At 54.9% G+C, this 23543-nt stretch carries 17 protein-coding genes; 6 read left to right on the forward strand and 11 right to left on the reverse strand.

The window, feature by feature from the left end:
- Positions 1 to 4: 4 nt before the first annotated feature.
- On the forward strand, positions 5 to 1156 hold the full coding sequence (yiaY, locus tag GY169_RS01330; protein ID WP_163448396.1) for an L-threonine dehydrogenase: 1152 nt from the start codon (positions 5 to 7) through the stop codon (positions 1154 to 1156).
- 131 nt (positions 1157 to 1287) lie between these two features.
- Here the strand turns inward: yiaY and GY169_RS01335 are convergent, their stop codons facing one another.
- Together GY169_RS01335 and GY169_RS01340 are read right to left on the reverse strand one after the other, a co-directional pair.
- Positions 1288 to 3246 carry a glycoside hydrolase family 127 protein gene (locus GY169_RS01335; protein WP_167574829.1) on the reverse strand — a complete coding sequence of 653 codons (1959 nt, stop codon included), beginning with the start codon at positions 3244 to 3246 and terminating at the stop codon, positions 1288 to 1290.
- 10 nt (positions 3247 to 3256) lie between these two features.
- Entirely contained in the window at positions 3257 to 4657 is a 1401-nt protein-coding gene (locus GY169_RS01340) for an MFS transporter (RefSeq protein ID WP_167574830.1), read from the reverse strand.
- Positions 4658 to 4895: 238 nt separating this feature from the next.
- On the opposite strand from GY169_RS01340, the gene GY169_RS01345 reads away from it, so the two are divergent.
- Both GY169_RS01345 and GY169_RS01350 read left to right on the forward strand, forming a co-directional pair.
- Complete coding sequence (locus GY169_RS01345) at positions 4896 to 5714, forward strand: helix-turn-helix domain-containing protein (protein ID WP_163448389.1); 819 nt, start codon at positions 4896 to 4898, stop codon at positions 5712 to 5714.
- A gap of 121 nt (positions 5715 to 5835) precedes the next feature.
- Entirely contained in the window at positions 5836 to 6297 is a 462-nt protein-coding gene (locus tag GY169_RS01350; protein ID WP_163448387.1) for a 4Fe-4S binding protein, read from the forward strand.
- Here the strand turns inward: GY169_RS01350 and GY169_RS01355 are convergent.
- From GY169_RS01355 to GY169_RS01370, 4 genes are all read right to left on the reverse strand, one after another.
- Positions 6289 to 8004 (reverse strand): ShlB/FhaC/HecB family hemolysin secretion/activation protein, encoded by a 1716-nt coding sequence (locus GY169_RS01355; protein ID WP_167574831.1) that lies wholly within the window; start codon positions 8002 to 8004, stop codon positions 6289 to 6291. The genes GY169_RS01350 and GY169_RS01355 overlap by 9 nt on opposite strands.
- 104 nt (positions 8005 to 8108) lie before the next feature.
- Positions 8109 to 9272 carry a collagen-like triple helix repeat-containing protein gene (locus GY169_RS01360; RefSeq protein WP_223882137.1) on the reverse strand — a complete coding sequence of 388 codons (1164 nt, stop codon included), beginning with the start codon at positions 9270 to 9272 and terminating at the stop codon, positions 8109 to 8111.
- Positions 9273 to 9633: 361 nt separating this feature from the next.
- Positions 9634 to 10887 carry a valine--pyruvate transaminase gene (avtA, locus tag GY169_RS01365; protein ID WP_167574832.1) on the reverse strand — a complete coding sequence of 418 codons (1254 nt, stop codon included), beginning with the start codon at positions 10885 to 10887 and terminating at the stop codon, positions 9634 to 9636.
- 173 nt (positions 10888 to 11060) lie between these two features.
- Positions 11061 to 13097, reverse strand: a complete 2037-nt coding sequence (locus tag GY169_RS01370; RefSeq protein WP_167574833.1) for an alpha-amylase — start codon at positions 13095 to 13097, stop codon at positions 11061 to 11063.
- A 308-nt stretch (positions 13098 to 13405) separates the two neighbouring features.
- Here GY169_RS01370 and GY169_RS01375 point away from each other — a divergent pair, with 308 nt between their 5' ends.
- Complete coding sequence (locus tag GY169_RS01375; RefSeq protein ID WP_064541098.1) at positions 13406 to 14227, forward strand: protein bax; 822 nt, start codon at positions 13406 to 13408, stop codon at positions 14225 to 14227.
- Between the two features lie 58 nt (positions 14228 to 14285).
- Here the strand turns inward: GY169_RS01375 and GY169_RS01380 are convergent, their stop codons facing one another.
- The 5 genes from GY169_RS01380 to xylF form a co-directional block, all read right to left on the reverse strand.
- A complete protein-coding gene (locus tag GY169_RS01380) occupies positions 14286 to 15065 on the reverse strand; it encodes a DNA/RNA non-specific endonuclease (protein WP_167574834.1) in 780 nt (259 codons plus the stop codon).
- A gap of 227 nt (positions 15066 to 15292) precedes the next feature.
- Complete coding sequence (gene xylR / locus GY169_RS01385; RefSeq protein ID WP_064541101.1) at positions 15293 to 16477, reverse strand: D-xylose utilization transcriptional activator XylR; 1185 nt, start codon at positions 16475 to 16477, stop codon at positions 15293 to 15295.
- A 70-nt stretch (positions 16478 to 16547) separates the two neighbouring features.
- Positions 16548 to 17729 carry a xylose ABC transporter permease XylH gene (xylH, locus tag GY169_RS01390; RefSeq protein WP_167574835.1) on the reverse strand — a complete coding sequence of 394 codons (1182 nt, stop codon included), beginning with the start codon at positions 17727 to 17729 and terminating at the stop codon, positions 16548 to 16550.
- Positions 17707 to 19248 carry a xylose ABC transporter ATP-binding protein gene (locus tag GY169_RS01395; protein ID WP_167574836.1) on the reverse strand — a complete coding sequence of 514 codons (1542 nt, stop codon included), beginning with the start codon at positions 19246 to 19248 and terminating at the stop codon, positions 17707 to 17709. Before GY169_RS01395 ends, xylH begins: the two co-directional genes overlap by 23 nt.
- Positions 19249 to 19331: 83 nt before the next feature.
- Entirely contained in the window at positions 19332 to 20324 is a 993-nt protein-coding gene (gene xylF / locus GY169_RS01400; protein ID WP_065357200.1) for a D-xylose ABC transporter substrate-binding protein, read from the reverse strand.
- Between the two features lie 359 nt (positions 20325 to 20683).
- Between xylF and xylA the strand changes: the two genes are divergently transcribed.
- Together xylA and xylB are read left to right on the forward strand one after the other, a co-directional pair.
- Positions 20684 to 22006, forward strand: a complete 1323-nt coding sequence (gene xylA / locus GY169_RS01405) for a xylose isomerase (RefSeq protein ID WP_163446896.1) — start codon at positions 20684 to 20686, stop codon at positions 22004 to 22006.
- A gap of 73 nt (positions 22007 to 22079) precedes the next feature.
- Complete coding sequence (gene xylB, locus GY169_RS01410) at positions 22080 to 23534, forward strand: xylulokinase (RefSeq protein WP_163446894.1); 1455 nt, start codon at positions 22080 to 22082, stop codon at positions 23532 to 23534.
- Positions 23535 to 23543 lie beyond the last annotated feature (9 nt).

Below are 23543 nucleotides of genomic sequence, written 5' to 3' on the forward strand. Positions count from 1 at the left end.
TATCATGACTGCATCAACTTTCTTCATCCCTTCAGTGAACGTCATCGGTAACGGCGCCTTAAAAGACGCGATGAATACCATGAAAGACTACGGCTATCGCCGTGCTCTGATTGTCACTGATGCAGTTCTGAACAAGCTGGGCGTGGCGGCGGATATCCAGAAACGCCTGCAGGAATATGACATTCTGAGCGTGGTATTTGACGGTACGCATCCGAACCCGACGACCGTTAACGTGGAAGAAGGCCTGGAAATGCTGCGCGCCAATGATTGCGACTGCGTTATTTCTCTGGGCGGCGGCTCCCCGCACGACTGCGCGAAAGGGATCGCGCTGGTCGCTTCTAACGGCGGCGATATTCGTGATTATGAAGGCGTTGACCGTTCTGCTAAGCCGCAGTTGCCGATGATCGCGATCAACACCACCGCGGGCACGGCGTCTGAAATGACCCGTTTCTGCATCATCACTGACGTTACGCGTCATATTAAAATGGCGATCGTCGACAAGCACGTGACGCCGGTTCTCTCCGTCAACGACTCTTCCCTGATGGAAGGCATGCCGAAAGGGCTGACCGCCGCCACCGGTATGGATGCGCTGACCCACGCGATTGAAGCCTATGTGTCTATTGCGGCCACACCGATTACCGACGCTTGTGCGCTAAAAGCGATCACCATGATTATCGACAACCTGCCGACGGCGGTTGAAAACGGCAGCAACAGCGAAGCGCGTGAAGCAATGGCCTACGCTCAGTTCCTGGCGGGTATGGCGTTCAACAACGCTTCACTGGGATATGTCCACGCGATGGCGCACCAGCTGGGCGGTTTCTACGATCTGCCGCACGGCGTGTGTAACGCGGTGCTGCTGCCGCACGTGCAGGAGTTTAACAGCAAGGTTGCCGCGGCGCGTCTGCGCGACTGTGCACAGGCTATGCATATTGACGTCAGCGCGATGAGCGATGAGCAGGGCGCGAAGGCGTGTATCGACGCGATTCGTAAACTGGCGCGTCAGGTCAATATTCCGGCGGGTCTGCGCGACCTGAATGTGAAAGAAGAGGATATCCCGGTTCTGGCGACTAATGCGCTGAAAGATGCGTGCGGTTTCACCAACCCTATCCAGGCAACGCACGAAGAGATTATGGCGATCTTCCGCGCAGCCATGTAATTGCGCTTTGGCGGTGAAAAAAAGCAGAACGCTTGCGTTCTGCTTTTTTTGCGTCTGATGTCATGGTCGCCCGGCCAGGTGCAGCGCCCCGTAGTCGGCGCGTTCACGCCTCGTCCGGGCTACCTCTCCGCTTACTTTTCTTCATTAATCCAGATACGCATTTCCCCTTCGCCACGGTTGGCCCAGCTAAACCACGGAATAAAGGTCAGCGTCTGCGCCTGACGTTCAGCGGGGGCCGCGTCGTAATGCCACAACAACTGTTTTTCTGGATGGCGTGTGGTGTATTTCACCCCCTGGGCCTGTAGCAATACCTTGTGGGCGAAAATACCTTTGCCCTCCAGTTCGGTAAACGACGCATTATCCGGTAACCACAGATTATGCAGCTCTTCACCGTTGTCGGCCTGCTCCAGGCAGTAGACCAGCGGACCGCGCTGCACGGCGACTTTACCAGCGACGTGGCGGACCAGCGGATTTCCGTAGATTCGACGCACCGGCATTGGTAACGTCAGCGTTAAGGTATCGCCTTCCACCCAGGTGCGGGAGATATGCAGATAGCCTTTCTTCACCGTTCCCGTCACATCGTGACCGTTTAGCGTCACCTGAGGATCGCGGCACCAGTCCGGCAAGCGCAGCGCCAGCGTGTGGTTAACCGGATCCGGAGAATCAACGGCGATCTTGACCTGATCCTGCCATGGATAGTTACCGCTGATGCGCAAGCGCAGCGTTTGCTCACCCACCAGCACCTCCACGCTGTTGCCGATATACAGGTTCACATACAGCGCATCTTCTCTCGGCGTGTAGATATAGTGGCCGATTGAAGTGAGTACGCGGGCGATATTCGGCGGGCAGCAGGCGCAGCCGAACCAGCGCTGGCGAACGGGCTTCACGTGGTCGTAGATGTGGTTGAACTGCAGCGTTTTCGGGTGCACTTCCAGCGGGTTAACGTAGAAGAAGTGTTTGCCATCAAGCGCCATGCCGCCCAGCACCGTGTTGTACAGCGCGCGCTCCATGACATCGGCGTACTGGCTGTCTGCCTCCATCTCCAGCATGCGGCGGGCAAACATCATCAGGCCAATAGAGGCGCAGCTTTCGGCGTAGACGGTGTCGTTCGGCAGATCGTAGTCGCTGCTGAAGGCTTCGCCGCTGCTTTGTGAACCAATGCCGCCGGTGATGTACAGCTGGCGCTGCGCCATGTTGTTCCACAAGCGCAGGCAGTCCTGGCGCTTGCTTTCGTCCCGGCTTAGACGAGCGAGATGCGCCACGCCGGTCATCAGGTAGACAAAACGCACCGCGTGGCCGATAGCCGTAGGCTGCTCGGCAATAGGCTGATGCGCCTGGCTGTAAGGCTTGTCTTTCACCATCCACGCCGGGCCATAGGTGTGCCAGTAGGAGGTTTTGCCGCGTTTTTCGTATTCGTCGTCGTAGAAGTGCGGTTGTTTGCCGCGTTCTTCGACGAAGTAATTCACCAGCGCCATATAGCGCGGTTCTCCTGTGACCTCATACAGGCGCATCAGCGCCAGCTCAATTTCCGGGTGGCCGGGGTAGCCATGAATCTGGTCTTCTCCGGTGCCGAAAACCCGATCGATATGGTCGGCGAGGCGGCACACTACCTCCAGCAAGCGCCGTTTGCCGGTGGCCTGGAAGAAGGCAACGCCCGCTTCAATCATATGCCCTGCGCAGTACAGCTCGTGGCATTCGGCGAGATTGGTCCAGCGCTCTTTTGGGGCTTTAACGGTGAAATAGGTGTTCAGATAACCGTCGTCGCACTGGGCGGCGGCGACCAGTTCAATCACCGCATCGGCGGTTTTTTCCAGCTCGGCATCCGGCTTCTGGCACAGCGACCAGGCGACAGCCTCCAGCCATTTTGCGACGTCGCTGTCCTGAAAGACCATGCCGTAAAACTCCCCTTCCTGCTGACCGGCGGCAATGCGGAAGTTTTCTATCGCGTGGCTGGGTTCGGCATCGTCAATGCGATCGTTTAATGCATCCCATTGATAAGGGATTACCACATCGCGAACCAGCTGCTGGTATTGGGCGAAAAACGGGTCATTAACTTTCAAGGTATGCAGATTGACTTCCATAACAGACATGGCGAACTCCTCAGGACTGAATGTGACGGGCGCGAAGATCGGTGGCGATGCGCGACATCATTGGATTATTGAGCTTGCAGGCGCGGATAGAGAACGCCAGCAGCAGGTGGAACAGGGCGGGCAGCAGGGTTTCCATCGATGTGATGCCCGCCAGCGATGATGCCGTTTGGTTTCCGGCCCCTGGCTGATAAGCCACATAGATAAAGACAAGGCTAATAATGCCCGCGCTGGAGGCCCACGCCAGCTTGATGAAAAACAGGTTAAAGGCGAAATTCATACCGGAAGAACGTACGCCAGTTTTCCATTCACCGTAGTCGTCGGAGAACGCCATCAGCGAAAAGTGCAGCGGCAGCGTGAAGCCGAGAATGATGCCGTTGCCGAGAATAACGACCAGCCATAGGGTCTGGTGGGCCGGGCCGGTGGGTAAGAACCACATTCCCAGTGCGATCGCCGCCAGCACCAGGTTGGTGTAATAGTAGAGCTTGACGGTATCGAAGCGGCGCGACAGCAGGTTAATTATCACGGAACCGAAAATAGAGGCGAAAGTCACCATGGTGAAGAACAGCGAGGTGTAGCCGGTGGAGCCGCCCAGTACGTAGGTGATGAAATACATATAGCCGCCGCCGCGTATATTAAAGACGTTGATCAGCAGGAACGACATCACCAGCATCAACAGCAACTGATCGTTTTTACGCAGCCCCGCAATGTGTTCACGCAGGGTGAATTTGCCCATCATGTCCAACGACACGCGCTCGCGTACCCAGAAGAAGCAGCACAGGAACATCACGGCAGCGAGTGCACACAGGGCGCCGACGCCGTATTGATATCCCTGCGCCGTATTGCCCTGCCCAAGCACTTTCACCAGCCATGGCAGGCCTACCGAGACCAGAAAACCCGCCACGCCGCACAGTACGAAACGCCAGGCCTGACAGGAGATGACCTCGCTGTGGCGCGTGGTCATCGTGTTGATCAGCGCACAGTAAGGCACGTTGATCGCGGTGTAGCTGATGGACAGCAGCAGATAGGTGCCAAAGGCCCACGCGATCTTCACGCCCATGCTGGCATCGGGGACGGTAAAGGTGAGTACGCCGATAATGGCGATGGGGAGCGCAATCCACATTTGCCACGGACGGAAACGCCCCCAGCGGCTCTGCGTGCGGTCGGCCAGCACGCCCATAATGGGATCGGAAATCGCGTCAAAAACGCGGAGCGCCAGGAATAGGGTACCGACCAGCGCGGGCGTCAGGCCAAAGACATCGGTATAAAAGAAGGTCAGGAAATTCATGATCAGGCAGGTAATGACGGTGCCGCCTGCATCGCCGAGACCGTAGCCGATTTTCTCGCGGACAGATAATTTATCGTCCTGTGAACCGGGCACAACCTCACTGGTAGAAATAGGTGTAGCGGTCATGGATGCTCCTCGCAATGTGGAGAGGTCTTTTTCAGTAGGGGGATTGTTGTAATGTCATGACCCGTTTAATTTTGCCTGGAAAGCGAGGACCAACAAGCTCACAAAGAAGTATAAAAAGTGAGTAATTCCGACCTGGTGAGAAAAGTGTGAAGGCGATCGGGCATTAATCCATTTAGTTGTTAATAATCAGAGTGAAAGACTATCTTCCTGCGGTTAAAAAGCGGAATTTTTAATATTTATGCTCAATCTATCCATAGCGCTTCCGATTAAAGTCCAGAATGGCGGGTTATTTATCTCACGTGGCGTGGGACGCCATCCGGCGCGCAGACTGCGCTCATGGGAAGTGATCTTCGTGGAGAAAGGGACATTAACGATTCAGGAAGAGGAGCATATTTTCCACGTCCCGGCGGGGGATAGCCTTTTATTATGGCCAGGCCGCCGCCATGTCGGTGTTGAGGATTTTCCTGCCGATCTGAAATTTTACTGGCTGCATTTTGAGGTGAATATGCCCGTGCAGCCGCATCCGCTATTAACCCAGTTGGCCATTCCGCAGCAGACAACTTCGCACGACCCGCAATACCTGATTTCGCTGTTCCGCCAGTTCCTGAACGAGCAGGAAAAAATTCAGCGCAATGCCTCGCTGGAGTTTATTTTGCTACTGATTTTGCAGCATATTTCGCTGTCGGCGCAAAATGAAGAGCCAAAAGATGAAGGCGGTACGGCGCTGGCGTGGAAGGCGCAGCAGGTGATTCATACCCGCTATCACCTGCCGCTCTCCACGTCGGTGCTGGCGAAAGAGTTACACTGCAATGCCGACTATCTGGGGCGCGTATATCGCCGGGTCTTCCACCTGACCATTACCGAAGCGATCCACCGTCAGCGCGTGCGAGCGGCAGAAAAACTATTGAGCAACCATGCGCGTTCATTGAAAGAGGTCGCCGAACAGTGCGGGTTTGCCGATGTCGGGTATTTCAGGCAAATTTTTCGTAAACACACCGGCTTAACTCCAGCGGCCTGGAAGCGGCGGTACTGCAAAGAACACATTAATTCTGCCTGAGGCAAACGGCTAAATTGCCTCGGGCAGATGACAAAAACGGTGCATCTCCCGTGTCTGATCAAAGCGTGACAGTATGCCGCTCTGGCACTCTTAGGGTTTACTAACCGTCACGGAGAGGGGTATGAACCCGTTTATTGTCGCTGATTCCTTAAAGTGTATTGGCTGTCGGACCTGCGAAGTGGCCTGCGTGGTGGCGCATCAGGAACAGCAGGCCTGTGCGACCGTTTCGCGTGAGGCCTTTTTTCCTCGTATCCGCGTGGTGAAGGGCGACGCTTTCTCAACGGCGGTGGCGTGTCATCAGTGCGAGGATGCGCCGTGCGGTAATGTTTGCCCAACGGGAGCGATAACCCGTGAAAAGGATATGATTCGTGTCGATCAGGCGCGCTGTATTGGTTGCAAGAGCTGCATGCTGGCGTGTCCGTTTGGGGCAATGACCGTGGCCGTCCAGCAGGCACGGCCACAGGCGATGAAGTGCGATTTGTGCCGCCATCGCGAAGCGGGGCCAGCCTGTGTGGCCGCCTGCCCGACGGGGGCGCTGGCCTGTATTGATGTTGGCCAGCTTGCCGCATCAAGATTAATGTAGATTATTGAAGTTCCAACTGAAGGTCAGGCTATAGCGCCATTCACGGCTGTTCGTGTCGGTTGGCATATCACCGACTGGGCGCGCTGCCTCGACCGTAACGCTGTAATGCTTGTTGTCGCCAACCATCACCCCGGTTGCCACCGATGCCAGCCGCTGATGCGGTAACCCCGGCGTGTTGAACCACGTTTGCGCGGTATCGGCCAGCACGTAAGGCTGTACCGTGGCAATCCATGTGCTCTCTTTACGCTGATGAAGATAGCGCAACTCAAGCTGCCCTCCATAACCGTAGTCACCGCTGGCTTCGCCATCCTGGTAGCCACGTCCAAAGCGCTGGGCGCCGAAGCTGACACGCTCTGGCTCGGGCAAATCGTTATCTGACCAATCCCCTTCCAGCGAGGTAGAGAGACGCCAGGTATCCGTGATCATCCACGCCGCATCAATATTGCTTTTCCACAGCGTAAACGAGAGATCGTTGCCCTGTACCGGCGCGGCGTCGGCCAGCGAAGAGGCGTTAATCCCCTGACGCAGCGTCAGCTTACCGTTAATGCTGGCACGGTCGAAGGCCTGAAAGCCGTTCATTCCGAGTTCGAGGGCAGGGTAGCGGACATGTGATTTTTGCGTCACGCCCAGGACTTCCTGCTCATTAACGATGGCGCGAATATGGTTGTCGTTACGGCGGTCGGTGTAATCCATCCCGCCGTTGATATTGAACTGCCGCTTACCGGTTAAAATCACCGGATAGCTGAACATCGCGCCGCCGTTGTATTGGGTGGTTTTCTGGCGTGAGTCTAAATACCCGCCGGGGAAGTTCAGCAGACGCGAATAGTCGCGCGGATCCTCACGATAAAAGCTGCCCTTGAGCTGCATCATCAGCCCTTCATCCGTCAGGAACTGCTGGTAGTTCAACCCGAGGTAAGATTTGCGCGTCGAATTATCGAGTGGGATCAATGTGGCGATCCCAAGTTGATCGCCGTAGCTGGTTAAGTTACTGAGTGAACCATTGACGAACGCCATATTCTGGCTGCGACGGGTGTCAATGGTTGAAGAGATATCCCAGATATGCGGCTGCATACCCACGGCCTGCATCGCGGCGGCGCCGTAGATATTCTGCGGCAGTTGCGCGTTGGCATCAACGCGCACGCCGGGCGTGCGTGTCATCAGTTGGGTATAGCGGTCGAAGGTGTTCTGAGTGAGCGGTTTCTCCGCCATGATTTTTGCCGCCAGACGCTTGAGGCGTTCGGCAATATTGGGGTTGTTACTTTTAATATCGCTGTGCGCGACATAGCCCTCCACCAGAACAATCTTCAGCATACCATCCTGAAAGTTGTTATCCGGAAGCCAGGCATAAGAGAGTGGATAACCGTCGGCGCGATAGCGCAACGTAATATCATTAACCAGACCAATCAGCGTTTTTAGCGGCACTTGTTTATGCGCATAGGGAACAAAAGGGCGTAATAACTCTTTTAAGGGATATACAGTTCCACCAATAAATTGAATATGGTCTACTTTAATCAACGTTTCGGGTGTTAGTTTATTTTTGGGCACGCTTACGCTTAAACTTGGGGCCGCCGCCGCAGGGGCTTGTGGTGTGTTACTATTTTCTGCTTTGGCTGGGTTATTAGGGTCAATCAATGCGGGTAATGTGTCTGCTCGGGCAATATTAAGCAGAAAAACCCCCGATAGCGCATAAACCAGGGTCGTTTTCATGGCGCATTCCTTGTGTGTTTTATTGTGCAAGGATAATTATTGTTATTCTGCTGAAAAACGTGCCCCCATTGCGGGGGCACGGAAGGCATTAATAAATATATAGCTTATCTTTTGGTTGTTAACCCGCCGAGTAGACCGCCTAAACCACCTAATGTACCGCCACTGGTTCCTGCGCTGGTTGTTCCTGTACTGCTGGTGCTGGTATTGGTAGTTGTGCTTACGTTCAGGCTTCCCGTGACGTTAGCCAGCAGGCCGCCGCTGGCTCCGGTAGTGCCGCCGGAAGAGCCTCCGGTACTGGTAGCGGTTGGTTTCACCAGGCCTCCGGCATCAGTGACGATGTTGCCAACGCTGGAGACTACCTGGCCTACACCGCTCAGCGCCGGAGAGGTGGTGCCAACCTGGCTACCCACACCGCTCACTGTAGTCCCGACCTGAGTCAGCAGACCGTTAACCGGAGTGCCTAATCCTGTCGTGGTCCCCACGCCTTGAGTGACGCCCTGTACGCCGGACAGGGTATTATTAACCACGGAAGTGACGCCGGTTGTTGCCGCCGTTACGCCAGGGCTTTGCAGGGTGCTGGTCAATCCAGTACCTGTCCCGCTGACGATTTGGCCTGTGCTGTTAACGACGCTTCCGACCACGCCGGTTACCCCCGCGACGGGTGTACTGGAAGTGCCGCTCGATAACCCGGTCCCTACGCTCGATACCGTGTTACCCAGCACGGTGACCGTGTTGGTCGTACCCTGCAAAGTGGTTCCCACACCGTTGGTGTTTGACGAGTTGCCAATCCCGTTGGTGACGCCGGTCCCGAGTGTATCGACAGCGTTACCCACACCGCTTACCGTGGTGGAGATGGTCGAGGTGACTGGGTTGTTGCCAGTGGTGGTGGTTAACTGGCTTCCCAGCCCACCCAGCGTATCACCGACCCCCGAAACTGCTTTACCGGTTTCGCCGATGATACTGCTCACTGAATTATTGGCCGTTGTTCCAGTGCCGCCGCCAGATCCATTACCACCAGAACCGCTGCCTCCGGAACCACTACCGCCAGAGCCGCTGCCACCGGAGCCACTGCCACCGGAACCACTACCGTCGGAACCACTGCCACCAGAACCACTACCATCGCTGCCGCCAGAGCCGCTGCCCTGAGTGCTGCCGTTTTTAGCCGTTGAATGAGAGCCCCCGCCGCTACCGCTACAGGCGGAGAGTGAGAATGCAATAAGAACCGCCATAGCAATAATGCTTAAATGGCTAACGTTTTTAGAGTTCATAACCATACTCCACCAGTTAAAACGCCGAGTGCGTATTAATCAGTGTAAGTAGAAAATTAAGCCTTGCATGCTGCGTTTCTTTTCATACGAAAGGCTGAATAAATCTGATTTTATTTAAGGATAAACAAAGTCTGCTATGTAAATTAATATGCGCATAGGAAACATGCTGTTACTTCATTTTTAACATATTAAGCCGGAATGAATAATGGTTTTAAATGTGTAGCGCTAATGAAATGGCGCTATAAATTGGGAGTAATCCGAGCGGAAAGGTGCGTGAGACTTTTTTGTGTGAGTTTTTAAAATAACAGCGGAGATCACGAAAAATATCGGCCTCTGATATTTGAGGCCGATATATTGTATATTATTGATGTTCGCGCCAGGCTAACTCAATTTCTTCCGCAAGAATTTTCACACCAGCTTCAATTTTATCTGGGGCCGGCACGTAGTTCATTCGCATGCACTGGTGAGTGTGTTCCCAGGGTTTATCCAGACCCGGGAAGAAGAAATCGCCAGGCACCATCAATACGCCGCGTGTTTTCAGACGCTGGTAGAGTGTCTCGGTGGTAATCGGCAGGTCTTTAAACCATAGCCACAGGAAAATCGCGCCTTCGGGTTTGTGGATCAGGCAACGCTCTTCCGGCAAATAGCGGCGGATAGTGGCAATGGTTTCCTGCACGCGCTGATAGTAAAACGGCTTGATGACCGTATCCGACAGACGCAGTAAATCGTGGCGTTTGATCATTTCGCACATGATGGCTGGGCCAATCCCGCCGGGTGCGAGGCTGATAATGCCGTTCATATTGCTGATGGCGGTGATAATTTTTTCATCTGCGATGATGATACCGCAGCGGCTACCTGGCAGGCCAAGTTTAGACAGGCTCATACACAGCACAATATTTGGGTTCCACAGCGGCGTCGCTTCGCTGAAAATAATGCCCGGGAAAGGTACCCCGTAAGCATTATCGATAACCAGCGGCACGCCGTGCTGATGTGCGAGCGCATCCAGCTGTTTCAGTTCATCATCGGTGATGACGTTACCCGTCGGGTTGGTCGGGCGTGAAACGCAGATCATCCCGGTATCTTTGCCAATGGGCAGATTTTCGAAATCGACGTGATACTTAAACTGACCTTCTGGCAGCAGCTCAATGTGTGGGCGAGTCGAGACGAAAAGATCATCTTCTAAACCCGAGTCGGCATAGCCAATATACTCCGGCGTGAGTGGGAACAGGACCTTACGAGTGGTACCGTCGGCACGACGACCAGCAAACAGGTTGAACAAGTAGAAAAACGCGCTTTGGCTGCCATTTGTTAGTGCAATATTCTGTGGTCCAATATCCCAACCTAATTCATTACGCAGCATATCGGCTAACGCGACCAGCAGTTCGTTTTTCCCCTGCGGACCGTCGTAATTGCACAGCGCTTCTGAAACTTTGCCGCTTTCCAGCATCTCCGCCAGTAGATGATTAAAATAATCATTCATTTCTGGGATCTGGGCCGGATTACCGCCGCCAAGCATGATGGCGCCAGGGGTGCGTAAACCGTCGTTGAGGTCTTCCATCAGGCGGGTAATGCCTGAATGACGGGTGAATTTGTCGCCGAAAAGTGAAAATGTCATAGCCGGATTTCTATTGCTTGTTCTGTGAAGTGGGTAACGATAACGCCACTCACGATGTGGTGCAAATGGCGCTAATGCAGGGGCTTTAGTAGATAAAGTGAAAAATGGCGAAATTAGCAGTTGTTTATTCTGCCAGGGCCCGCAATTAAACCGCGGGCCTGGAGGAGTATAAATTAGTGCTGACCGGCCCAGACCACCATGACTTTGTCCTCGCCGTGTTCCCGTACAAACCCGTAGCCCTGAGAGAGCGACAGCGTGGCTTGTTTTCCTTCACCAATCGCCGGATGACGTGCGCGGAACTGCCCCAGTTTTTGCCAGTGCGCCAGCGTGGCGGCGGATTTTCCGGCGACATCCTGCCAGTTCATTGATGAACGCGTGCCTTGCAGCGGGTCAGAACCCGTTGGGCCAAACGGGCGATTAGACTCGTCGCCGTAAAAGATTTGCACTGCGCCCGGTGCGAGCAGCAGGAGTTCGGCGGCGTTGTCGCCTTGCTCACGGAACAGTCGCGTATCATGCGATGAAAGGTAGCTCAGGACGTTAAAGCTTTGCAGCTTATCGGCCATTTGCTGCCAGATCGGGTCGATGTTGGCCAGGCAGTCGCTGGCCTTTGCGGCCTGATCCTGATAATCAAAGTTGATCATCGCGTCAAAGCCGTGTCGGTAGTAATCACTTTGCATCACACCGTGGCCCCAGGCTTCACCCGTCATCCAGAATGGCGCATCGTCCATCGCTTTTTGCGGATTAGCCTTTTTCCAGGCTGCCAGTGCATCTACCGACTGCGATTTGAGCTGCTGCCAGGCCGCCAGCTCAACGTGCTTGGCGGTATCGACGCGGAAGCCGTCAATGCCGTAGTCGCGTACCCATTGGCTGAGCCAGTGGGTGAGGTAGTCACGCGGTGTAAAACCGTCGACGGCACGGGCGTGGGTATCCGTTTTGTGTTGATAGAAATTTGGCAGCCCGCTCGGGGTCGTCGATTCTGTTTTCAGATCGGGCAGAAACGCCAGCGACATGGTCAAGTCATCGAAACCAGGGTTGTCGTAGTCGCCAATATCGGTGCGGATCCACGCCTTGCCCCACCATTTCTCCCATGCGGCTTTGTCGCTGAAGTTGATGTAGTCGTTAAAGCTGTGCCAGCTTTGCCCCGCGCCGGGCTTCCAGTCTGTCCAGCGCTGGCCCAGCGTTTTCGTTATCTCATCGCCTTTCAGGTATAGCGCCCCGAACTGATACTCCTGCATATCCGCCAGCGTGGCATAGCCAGTATGGTTCATGACCACGTCAAAGAGGATACGGATGCCGCGCTGGTGCGCGCCATCCACCAGGGCGCGCAAGTCATCTTCGGTCCCCATATTGGCGTCGAGCCGTGTCCAGTCCTGAGTGTAGTAGCCGTGGTAGGCGTAGTGCGGGAAATCCCCTTTGGTGCCGCCGCCCACCCAGCCGTGAATTTGTTCCAGCGGTGAGCTAATCCACAGCGCGTTGACGCCCAGCTTTTGCAGATAGTCGAGCTTGCTGGTCAGACCCTTAAGATCGCCACCGTGGAAGGTGCCGATCTCCTGCATGCCGTCTTTATGGCGCCCATAGCTGTTGTCATTGCTGGGGTCGCCGTTGACAAAGCGGTCGGTAAGCACGAAGTAAACGGTCGCGTTATGCCAGCTGAACGGTGACGTGGCGATGACGTCGGCGCTTTCCAGCAGCAGCAGGCCATTGCTGTTTTCTGCGGGCTGTAGCGTAATTTTGCCCTGCGTGACGACGGCGGTCTTCCCGCTATAAAAGTCGCGCACCTGGCTGCCTTCGGCGAAGGTCTGACCGACATCCAGCGTCAACGGCTTACCGTCCCAGCGTGGGCACTGGCGAACGTTAACTTGCGCACTGTGGCTTTCGGCCGCGCTTTGCACGGAGATAGTCAGCGTGGGCGTGCCGGAGCGGGTATCAATCTCCAGCGTATAGTTACCGTCGCGAAACAGGCGCCACTGTGGCGCATCGCCCTGGCATGGTTCGAGCGACAGCATCTGGTTAAGACGAATGGTGCCAGAGGGCTGCCAGCACTGTTGCTCAAGATTGACCCTCAGTGGACGGGTACCCTTTGTGAGCGTTTTTTGACTGGTGAACTTCCCCGTCCCATCGGCGGAAAAGGCGGGAAAATCTTGCGCGGTCCAGCTGGCGGCACTGGCAAAAGCGGGAATCAGTAACGGTACAAGGGCGGCAAGCTTCATGGTTTTATCCTGTGCCAGAACGTGTTTTCCCCAGTGTGCCAGCAGGTGACCCCGCTGTACTCATCCTTCGCGAAGGAGGAGAAAAAGGGCTGAGTGATGGCGGTCAAAAAATGAGCTAAAATGAGATATCCCCGGCATTTTGTCTGCGCAATTTGTCTTATGCTGAATCGCGTCCGTTTGCTCGTTTAGGAATCGGACTATTTCTTAAGCGTGCGTTGACGGGCTATTTTTGCTATAATTTGAGATTAAGCTCTCAATTTTATGAAATAAGAAGGCGTTGGAATGATTGCATCCGACCAGGAGACCTAATGATATCGACTCCCATTCGACGATATGGGGCCGCGATACTAATGTTACTCATCTGCACATTTTCAGGTGGGGTGTTCGCAAAAACACACACGGTAACAAAGCATCAAAAAGCCTCGGTAACAAAGACAAGTTTTAATAAGGCCAGCAGTAAACAAGAGTATTCTCGCAATAGTGTAAAGAGTAGTTCACTTCCTGATTTGCGAAAATACCCTTCCGGAACCCCAAGGAAAAGAGCGTTTCTCCGGACGGTAATGCCTTATATCACAAGTCAAAATGCTGCCATTACGGCGGATCGTAACTGGTTGATTTCCAAACAGTACGAAGGCCGTTGGTCGCCGTCTGAACGTGCGCGCCTGAAAGATATCGCCGCACGCTACAAAGTCAGCTGGAACGGTAATACCCGTAAGGTGCCGTGGAATTCGCTGCTTGAGCGTGTCGATATTATCCCGGGCAGCATGGTGGCTACGATGGCCGCAGCCGAAAGCGGCTGGGGTACGTCTAAGCTGGCCCGCGCCAATAACAACCTGTTTGGCATGAAGTGCGGCAGGGGCTGTAAAAATGGCGCAGGTTCCGTTAATGGCTACACCAAGTTCGGCTCCGTAAAAGAGTCGGTACAGGCGTATGCCACCAACCTGAATACGCATCCAGCCTATGCCTCGTTCCGTAAGTCACGCGCTCAACTGCGTAAAACGGATCAGGAAGTCACTGCAACCGCGATGATCCATAAGCTGAAAGGGTATTCGACGAAAGGTTCGAGCTATAACGATTACCTGTTCGCGATGTATCAGGATAACCAGCGTCTGATTGCGGCACATATGTAAGCCGTGATTGTCGTCGAAAAAGCACCTCGAGTTCTCTCGTTGGTGCTTTTTTTATGGCTTAAGAACAACCCAGGGCTCGTGCCAGCGTCCCTTTGTGCATTTTTACGCGTTGGGCGACATCCACGGGTAAGGCAGACCAGAAGGAAAGCCGCGGATGGGTTCGGCGTTCAATGTTGGCGACCGTGACCTGGTAATCGCAAAAACGGGCGTTTTTGGGTGTCGTCTGGTCCATTAAAAACGCGGCATACTCGCCTTTATCGGGTCTGGAGCCAATAAATATTATCTTCCAGTAACCGCTAGGAATTTCCACGTCAGGCGCCGCAGGCAGCGTGGCAATATGGCGCTCGAAAAGCGGCCCGGTGACGGAATAGACCGCCGCCACGCCCTTGCGCTCGACCAACGCGCGCTCCCCATCCTCCAGCCTGGCCCATGCTCCCTGGTTCAGTCCGGATTCCTGGGGGGTGATGTTCGAAAGGTAGTTTAGTGTTCGCCAGTCTGCCAGGCCCCCCAGTCCGGCAAGCGGTGCCAGATGTCCGCGATCCACCTGCAACGCTTGGCTTGCGCCTTTGTATGCTGCAGGAGCCAGCGTCTCCGTTGCCGCTAAAGCCGGATCGCGCTGCCAGTGACGGGGGCGGTTGCTGGCCTGGCTGGCCTTTGTCATTTTATACGCCACCCAGTTTGCGAATTTACGCTGGCAATTATTATTCAGCGTGTAGGCCTCGCGTTCCAGCGTTTGCGCGCTGCCACCGACGGGGCAACCGGCACCGCAATGATCAGCCGCCGCCGCGCAGGCGGCCACAGTCAGTAGTAAAAAACAGGTGAATCCAGCGATCTTCATTTCATTTATACCGTGATAAATCAAAGGTGTCCGACAGAGGGGTCGAATAGATGAAATGAGAGCGTAAGAAGAGACTGGCAGTGGCAGTACTGGTGCGTATCAACCTGTGATTAACGCTGATATCAGATGGGCTTTTGTGACGGTAAAAATGAGGGAGGTGACGTACGAGTTACCCATTCAGGTACCCCATCAGAGCGAACCGGTGAGCTCTTCTGATGGGGAAGGATTCAAGCTTGAATCAGCGCCTCGCTGTGCTGCTCACGATACTCTTTAGGCGTAGTGTCGTACTCTTTTTTGAACACCGAATAGAAATACTGCAGCGACGGATAGCCGCACATCTGCGAAATTTCGTTAATCGACAACGATGTAGAAACCAGCAGGCTGCGCGCCTTTTCCAGCTTTTCGCTGTGGATCACGGCGTGAATGGTCTCACCGACTTCCTCTTTAAAGCGCTTCTCCAGATTCGATCGCGAGATGCCGACGGCATCCAGCACCTGTTCAACTTTAATCCCCTTGCAGGCGTTATTACGGATGTAGTGCATGGCCTGAATGACGGCAGGATCGTTCAGTGAACGGTAGTCGGTTGAACGTCGTTCCATCACTCGCATTGGCGGCACCAGCACCCGCTGTAGCGGCAGGACTTCATTGTCGAGCAGGCGCTGCATCAGCTTGGCAGCCTGGTATCCCATCTGCCTTGCCCCTTGGGCGACTGACGAGAGCGCCACGCGGGAGAGGTAGCGGGTTAATTCTTCGTTATCAATACCGATGACGCACAGTTTTTCTGGCACCGGAATATGTAAATGCTCGCAAGCCTGTAGAACATGACGGGCGCGGGCATCGGTAACGGCAATAATGCCGGTTTGCGGCGGCAGGGTTTGCAGCCAATCGGCCAAACGATTTTGTGCGTGCTGCCAGTTCTCCGGCGCGGTTTCCTGGCCCTGATAGATAACGCCGCGGTATTTTTCTTTGGCGACAATCTGGCTGAACGCGTATTCGCGCTCCTCGGCCCAGCGCTTGCCGCTGGCGGTGGGCAGGCCGTAGAAAGCGAAACGGTGGACGCCTTTTTCTTTAAGATGCAAAAAAGCGCTTTCAACCAGCGCGTAGTTGTCGGTCGCGATGTAGTGAACGGGTGGATACTGTTCCTGGCGGTGATAGGAGCCGCCAACGCCAACGATGGGGACGTCCACATCGGTAAGCAGCGCTTCAATGGTGGGGTCGTCATAGTCGGCGATGACGCCGTCTCCCAGCCACTCTTTGATGTTTTCGATTCGTGCGCGGAAATCTTCCTCAATGAAGATATCCCACTCGGACTGCGACGCCTGCAAATATTCGCCGACGCCTTCAACCACCTGACGGTCGAAGGCTTTGTTGGCGTTGAATAACAGCGTCACGCGGTGACGTTTTCCAAACATGGTTCAGGGTTCCTCGCGAATCATGAGAGGTGTTGCCGGCTACTGATTCGGCAACACCACGGACAGGCAATTACGCACGCCGTTTGGTCGCTGAGTCCATCCATACGGCAAGCAATAAAATCGCACCTTTCACGATATATTGCCAGAAAGTGGGCACGTCCATCATGCTCATTCCGTTGTCGAGCGACGCCATAATAAATGCCCCCATCACCGCACCGGCAACGCTGCCCACGCCGCCCGCCAGGCTGGTTCCGCCGATCACGCAGGCTGCGATGGCATCCAGCTCGGCGATGTTCCCCGCCGACGGTGAGCCAGCGCCAAGACGTGAGCTCAGAATCAGACCTGCAATGGCCACCATCAGACCATTAATGGCGAATACTGCCAGTTTGTTACGCTCAACGTTAATACCGGAGAGGCGTGCGGCTTCAATGTTGCCGCCGATGGCGTAGATACGGCGACCAAAGGCGGTGCGGGTAGCCATAAACATGCCGCCGAGCAGCAGCAGCGTCAGCAGCAGCACCGGTGTCGGGACGCCGCGATAATCATTCAACAGCCAGATAGCCCCCAGTACGATCACTGCCGTCAGCGCCTGACGACCCACCACGCCGGTGGAGGCAGGCGTTGACAGCCCCATCGACTGGCGGCGCACTCTGCCACGCCATTGCCAGGCGATGAACGCCATCAGCCCGATGGCACCAAAGGTAAAACCGATGCCGTCTGGCAGATAGCTCTGACCAATTTGCGACATCGCTGCGCTGGTGGGCGACACGGTGGTGCCGTTGGTGATGCCAATCAAGATGCCGCGAAACGCCAGCATCCCGGCGAGGGTGACGATAAAGGAGGGCACCTTACGATAGGCCACCCACCATCCGTTCCATGCGCCAAGTACCAGCCCCATCGCCAGCGTCACGATAATGGTGAGCGGTAGCGGCCAGCCGAGCCAGACGTCGAAAATCGCCGCCGCTCCCCCCAACAGACCCATCATCGAGCCGACGGAAAGGTCTATTTCAGCCGAGATAATCACAAATACCATACCCACAGCCAGGATGCCGGTAATGGCGGTCTGGCGCAGCAGGTTGGAGACGTTACGCGCGCTCAGGTAAGCGCCGTCGGTGGTCCAGGTGAAAAACAGCATGATCACAATAATGGCCGCGATCATGACGAAAACCTGTAAGTTCAGGGATTTTAGCCGCAGCGCCGGGGATGTCGCTGGGGCGGCCAGTTTCATTTCAGACGGATTGTTTTTCGACATGGCGTTCGCTCCTTAAGGCGGCTTCCATCACATTTTCCTGAGTCAGGTTATGGTTCACCAGGTTAGCTTTGAGTTTCCCTTCGTGCATGACCAGCACCCGGTCGCTGAGCCCCAGCACTTCCGGTAGCTCCGACGAGATAACGATGACGGCAATGCCTTGCTGCACCAGTTGATTGATAAGCTTGTAGATTTCATATTTCGCGCCGATGTCGATGCCGCGCGTGGGTTCATCAAGAATCAGGATGCGTGGGTTTAATAACAGACAGCGGGCCAGTATCGCCTTCTGCTGGTTGCCGCCGCTCAGGCGCCCAATGGCCAGCTCTGGCGAAGAGGTTTTCACCTTCAGCCGTTGTATTGATTGCAGGATACACTGCTGTTCTTTGGCATCGTCGAGGCTGCTCAATGCTCCGCTGAAGTTGTTGAGCGCGGCCAGCGTGATATTCTTGCCTACCGCCATGACCGGCACGATGCCGTCTTTTTTGCGGTCTTCCGGCACCATCGCAATGCCGTGGCCGATCGCCTGCTGGCAGTTACGGATATCAACCTGCTTACCGTCGATAAAAACACGCCCCTCCCAGCGGCCCCGCCAGACGCCAAACAGACACTGTACCGCCTCGGTGCGACCTGCGCCGACTAACCCGGCAATGCCGAGGATCTCGCCGCGTTTGAGGCTGAAGGAAATATCGTTTACCCGTTTAATATGACGGTTAACCGGATGCCATGCGGTCAGGTGTTCGACGCGCAGGATCTCCTCGCCCGCGGTATGCGGTTCGCTGGGGTAGAGCGCCGTCAGCTCGCGGCCAACCATCATGGTGATGATGTCGTCTTCCGTCATGTTGCTGGCGTCGCGGGTGCCGATATGCTGACCGTCGCGGATCACGCAGATTGTGTCGGATATGGCTTTGACTTCATTCAGCTTGTGCGAAATATAGATACAGGCGATGCCATGGTTTTGTAGATCGCGGATGATATCCAGCAGGACGGCAGTCTCCTGCTCGGTCAGCGATGCGGTGGGTTCATCGAGGATCAGCAGTCGCACCTGTTTGTTGAGTGCTTTGGCTATTTCGACCAACTGCTGCTGTCCAAGGCCCAAATCACCGACGCGGGTATCGGGCGAAATCGCGAGATTGACCTGCGCCAGCAGCTTTTCGCAGCGCAGGGTCATGGTGTCGTAATCGAGCACGCCATGGCGGCTGATTTCCGCGCCAAGAAAAATATTTTCCAGCACGGTCAAATGCTTAACCAGCGCCAGTTCCTGGTGAATAATGGCAATACCTTTACGTTCGGTGTCGCGAATGTGCGTCGGCTGTAGCGTCTCGCCGGCGAAAATAATCTCCCCGTCATAGCTACCATGCGGATAAATACCGCAAAGTACCTTCATTAAGGTCGATTTGCCGGAGCCGTTTTCGCCACACAGCGAAACAACTTCGCCTGGGTTTAATCTCAGGCTGACATTATCGATAGCCTTAACCACCCCGAAGGTTTTGGTAATGCTCTTCATTTCAAGTAAATACGACATAAGTACTTGTGCTCCACGTAAGCCTGGCTACCGGATATATCCGGTGGCTACGCTGCCCCGGCCTGATGGCCGGGGCATACTATTCAGAGTTCACTCTTCTTATGGAAACCGTCTTTCACAACGGTATCGTCAATGTTGGTTTTATTGACTTCGATAGGGGTTAACAGGCGCGACGGAACATCTTTCAGCCCGTTATTGAGCGTGGCATCCGATTTGGGCTGCTGACCATTACCTAACTCGACGGCAATCTCAGCGGCACTGTTCGCCAGCAGGGTAATGGGTTTATACACGGTCATGGTCTGGGTGCCATTGAGGATACGTTTCACCCCCGCCAGGTCTGCATCCTGGCCGGAAATGGCCACCTTACCCGCCAGGCCTTGCGCGCTTAACGCCTGAATTGCGCCGCCTGCCGTCGCGTCGTTAGACGCGACAACCGCGTCAATTTTGTTGTTATTGGCGGTGAGGGCATTTTCCATAATCTTGAGGGCGTTTTCCGGCAGCCAACCGTCAACCCATTGATCGCCGACGACTTTAATTTTGCCATCATCAATATATGGTTTTAATACTTTCATCTGACCGGCGCGGAACAGCTTGGCATTATTATCAACCGGCGAGCCGCCCATCAGGAAATAATTCCCCTGGGGCACCTGGTTGACCAGGCTCTGTGCCTGCATTTCGCCGACTTTTTCGTTATCGAAGGAAATATAAAAATCGATATCAGCATTATTTATCATACGATCATAAGCTAATACTTTAATGCCTTCCTGTTTCGCTTCTTTAATGACGTTGCTAAGTACCTGGCCGTTATAAGGAATAATAACAAGGACGTCTACGCCACGGTTGATCATATTTTCGATCTGCGACATTTGCGTTTCTTCATTGCCGTTGGCTGACTGCACAAAAACCTGTGCGCCAAGCTGCTCGGCTTTGTTAACAAAAATATCGCGGTCTTTTTGCCAGCGTTCGAGGCGCAGGTCATCAATGGCCATACCGATCTTAACTTCTTTGGCGCTGCTCGCCATGCTGGTGAGGAGCAATGAGGCGCAGAGAGTGAGGCAAAGGTTCTTTATCTTCATAATCGTAATGCCTTTTGTAGGGATAAGGTGATGAGATTGGCGATAAAAGAAACAGAGATGACTTAACTCGCAGCAATTTTTTAACATGGAGGCGGCGGCTGGCAATTACAGATTTTTATCTTCCTATTACGATATTTCGTTTAATTGCTGATTTATGACCGCGATCTGATTTTCAAAATAGAGACTGAAAAAATTGCGTACATAAAAAGAGGTTGATTCCATTATATTTTGCGAGCTAGCGCACATTTGTGGATTCTCTTAATAGCAGTGTGAAATAACGTAATTGAGCGACCGCCATTCAGAATTCACTATGACCAGACGAATTATTCCTCGCCGCCTGTCAGATTATGGAGTTCATTATGCAAGCATATTTCGACCAACTGGATCGCGTTCGTTTCGAAGGCCCAAAAACCGAAAACCCGCTGGCGTTCCGCCACTACAACCCGGACGAACTGGTGCTGGGCAAACGTATGGAAGATCACCTGCGCTTCGCCGCCTGCTACTGGCATACCTTCTGCTGGAACGGCGCGGACATGTTTGGTGTCGGCTCCTTTAATCGTCCATGGCAGCAACCTGGCGAAGCCATCGAGCTTGCAAAACGCAAGGCAGATGTCGCTTTTGAATTCTTCCACAAGCTGAACGTGCCTTACTACTGCTTCCATGACGTGGACGTCTCCCCGGAAGGCGCGAGCCTGAAAGAATATCTGAACAACTTTGCGCAGATGGTCGATGTGCTGGCGGAGAAACAGCAGCAGAGCGGCGTGAAGCTGCTGTGGGGCACCGCGAACTGCTTTACCAACCCGCGCTACGGCGCAGGCGCGGCGACGAACCCGGATCCGGAAGTGTTTAGCTGGGCGGCGACGCAGGTGTTCACCGCGATGAACGCAACGCATAAACTGGGCGGCGAAAACTACGTGCTGTGGGGCGGCCGTGAAGGCTATGAAACTCTGCTGAATACCGACCTGCGTCAGGAGCGCGAGCAGATTGGTCGCTTTATGCAGATGGTTGTTGAGCACAAACACAAAATCGGCTTCCAGGGTACGCTGTTGATTGAGCCAAAACCGCAGGAACCGACCAAGCACCAGTACGATTACGATGCGTCAACCGTGTATGGCTTCCTGAAACAGTTCGGTCTGGAGAAAGAGATCAAGCTGAACATCGAAGCGAACCACGCCACGCTGGCGGGCCACTCGTTCCATCACGAAATCGCCACCGCTATCGCGCTGGGCCTGTTTGGCTCTGTCGATGCCAACCGCGGCGACCCGCAGCTGGGCTGGGATACCGACCAGTTCCCGAACAGCGTGGAAGAAAACGCGCTGGTGATGTATGAAATTCTGAAAGCGGGTGGATTCACCACCGGCGGTCTGAACTTCGACGCCAAAGTCCGTCGTCAGAGCACCGACAAATATGACCTGTTCTATGGCCATATTGGCGCGATGGATACCATGGCGCTGTCGCTGAAAGTCGCGGCACGGATGATTGAAGGCGGCGAGCTGGATAAACGCGTCGCGAAACGCTATGCCGGCTGGAACGGCGAGCTGGGTCAGCAGATTCTCAAAGGGCAAATGTCGCTGCAGGATCTGGCGAAATATGCTGAGCAGAATCAGCTGGCGCCGCAGCACCAGAGTGGGCATCAGGAGCTGCTGGAAGGGCTGGTCAATCACTACCTGTTCGACAAGTAATTCCGGTTAATGCCGTACACCATGCCCGGGGCGCAAGCTTCCGGGCATCGTACCACCTAAAGGAGCAGTTGCGATGTATATCGGCATAGATCTAGGCACGTCTGGCGTTAAGGCAATTCTGCTTGATGAGCAGGGTGCCGTGTTGGCCTCGCAAACGGAAAAACTGACGGTTTCCCGTCCTCATCCACTGTGGTCTGAGCAGGATCCAGAGCACTGGTGGCAGGCGACGGATCGCGCAATGAAAGGGCTTGGTCAGCAGCATAGCCTGCAAGGGGTGAAAGCCCTCGGGATTGCCGGGCAGATGCACGGCGCGACGCTGCTGGATAAGCAACAGCGCGTATTGCGCCCGGCGATTTTGTGGAACGATGGCCGCTGCGCGCAGGAGTGCCAACTGCTGGAAGAGCAGGTAAAAGCCTCACGTAAAATTACCGGCAACCTGATGATGCCTGGCTTCACGGCGCCGAAGCTGCTGTGGGTTCAGCGTCACGAAGCGGAGATTTTCCGCCAGGTAGATAAAGTGCTGCTGCCGAAAGATTATCTGCGTCTGCGTATGACCGGCGATTTCGCCAGCGATATGTCGGATGCGGCGGGTACGATGTGGATGGACGTGGCGAAGCGAGACTGGAGCGATGAGATGCTCGCTGCTTGCCAATTAACCCGCGATAACATGCCCGCACTGTTTGAAGGCTGCGACGTGACCGGGCACTTGCTGGCGTCAGTCGCCAGCGCGTGGAATATGCCTGCTGTGCCGGTAGTGGCTGGCGGTGGCGATAATGCGGCTGGGGCCGTGGGCGTCGGCATGGCGGACGCGGGCCAGGCGATGCTTTCATTAGGGACTTCAGGCGTTTACTTCGCGGTTAGTGAAGGTTTCCTCAGTAAACCGGAAAGCGCGGTGCACAGTTTCTGCCATGCGCTGCCAGGTCGCTGGCACCTGATGTCGGTGATGCTTAGTGCCGCATCTTGTCTGGACTGGGCGGCGAAGTTAACCGGTCTGGGGACAGTTCCCGCGCTGATTGCGGCGGCGGAAAAGGCTGATGTTAACGCAGGGCCGGTGTGGTTCCTGCCCTATCTCTCCGGCGAGCGTACGCCGCACAATAATCCGCAGGCAAAGGGCGTGTTCTTCGGGCTAACCCATCAACATGGTCCGGCCGAGCTGGCTCGTGCGGTGCTGGAGGGCGTAGGCTTTGCGCTGGCTGACGGCATGGATGTGGTACACGCCTGCGGCGTGGAGCCGAAAAGGATTACGCTCATCGGCGGTGGCGCGCGTAGCGCCTGGTGGCGGCAAATGCTGGCGGATATTTGCGGCAAGCAACTGGATTATCGCACCGGTGGCGACGTCGGTCCGGCGCTGGGTGCAGCGCGTCTGGCACAGTTGGCCATCCATAAAGATCGTCCTTATGCTGACCTTCTGCCGCAGCTGGCGCTGGAGCAGGAACATCACCCGGACACTGAACGCGTTGCGCATTATGCGCCGCAGCGCGAGACGTTCCGCCAGATTTATCAGCATCTGCTGCCATTAATGTCCTGATCGTGCTCC

The sequence above is a fragment of the Kluyvera genomosp. 3 genome, from assembly GCF_011765685.1.
Lineage (GTDB): Bacteria > Pseudomonadota > Gammaproteobacteria > Enterobacterales > Enterobacteriaceae > Kluyvera > Kluyvera georgiana_A.

Bases quoted from the DNA above. Each gene is read 5' to 3' on its own strand.
- yiaY (WP_163448396.1), top strand. From the start codon at position 5: ATGACTGCATCAACTTTCTTCATCCCTTCAGTGAACGTCATCGGTAAC.
- GY169_RS01335 (WP_167574829.1), bottom strand. From the start codon at position 3,246: ATGTCTGTTATGGAAGTCAATCTGCATACCTTGAAAGTTAATGACCCG.
- GY169_RS01340 (WP_167574830.1), bottom strand. From the start codon at position 4,657: ATGACCGCTACACCTATTTCTACCAGTGAGGTTGTGCCCGGTTCACAG.
- GY169_RS01345 (WP_163448389.1), top strand. From the start codon at position 4,896: ATGCTCAATCTATCCATAGCGCTTCCGATTAAAGTCCAGAATGGCGGG.
- GY169_RS01350 (WP_163448387.1), top strand. From the start codon at position 5,836: ATGAACCCGTTTATTGTCGCTGATTCCTTAAAGTGTATTGGCTGTCGG.
- GY169_RS01355 (WP_167574831.1), bottom strand. From the start codon at position 8,004: ATGAAAACGACCCTGGTTTATGCGCTATCGGGGGTTTTTCTGCTTAAT.
- GY169_RS01360 (WP_223882137.1), bottom strand. From the start codon at position 9,272: ATGAACTCTAAAAACGTTAGCCATTTAAGCATTATTGCTATGGCGGTT.
- avtA (WP_167574832.1), bottom strand. From the start codon at position 10,887: ATGACATTTTCACTTTTCGGCGACAAATTCACCCGTCATTCAGGCATT.
- GY169_RS01370 (WP_167574833.1), bottom strand. From the start codon at position 13,097: ATGAAGCTTGCCGCCCTTGTACCGTTACTGATTCCCGCTTTTGCCAGT.
- GY169_RS01375 (WP_064541098.1), top strand. From the start codon at position 13,406: ATGATATCGACTCCCATTCGACGATATGGGGCCGCGATACTAATGTTA.
- GY169_RS01380 (WP_167574834.1), bottom strand. From the start codon at position 15,065: ATGAAGATCGCTGGATTCACCTGTTTTTTACTACTGACTGTGGCCGCC.
- xylR (WP_064541101.1), bottom strand. From the start codon at position 16,477: ATGTTTGGAAAACGTCACCGCGTGACGCTGTTATTCAACGCCAACAAA.
- xylH (WP_167574835.1), bottom strand. From the start codon at position 17,729: ATGTCGAAAAACAATCCGTCTGAAATGAAACTGGCCGCCCCAGCGACA.
- GY169_RS01395 (WP_167574836.1), bottom strand. From the start codon at position 19,248: ATGTCGTATTTACTTGAAATGAAGAGCATTACCAAAACCTTCGGGGTG.
- xylF (WP_065357200.1), bottom strand. From the start codon at position 20,324: ATGAAGATAAAGAACCTTTGCCTCACTCTCTGCGCCTCATTGCTCCTC.
- xylA (WP_163446896.1), top strand. From the start codon at position 20,684: ATGCAAGCATATTTCGACCAACTGGATCGCGTTCGTTTCGAAGGCCCA.
- xylB (WP_163446894.1), top strand. From the start codon at position 22,080: ATGTATATCGGCATAGATCTAGGCACGTCTGGCGTTAAGGCAATTCTG.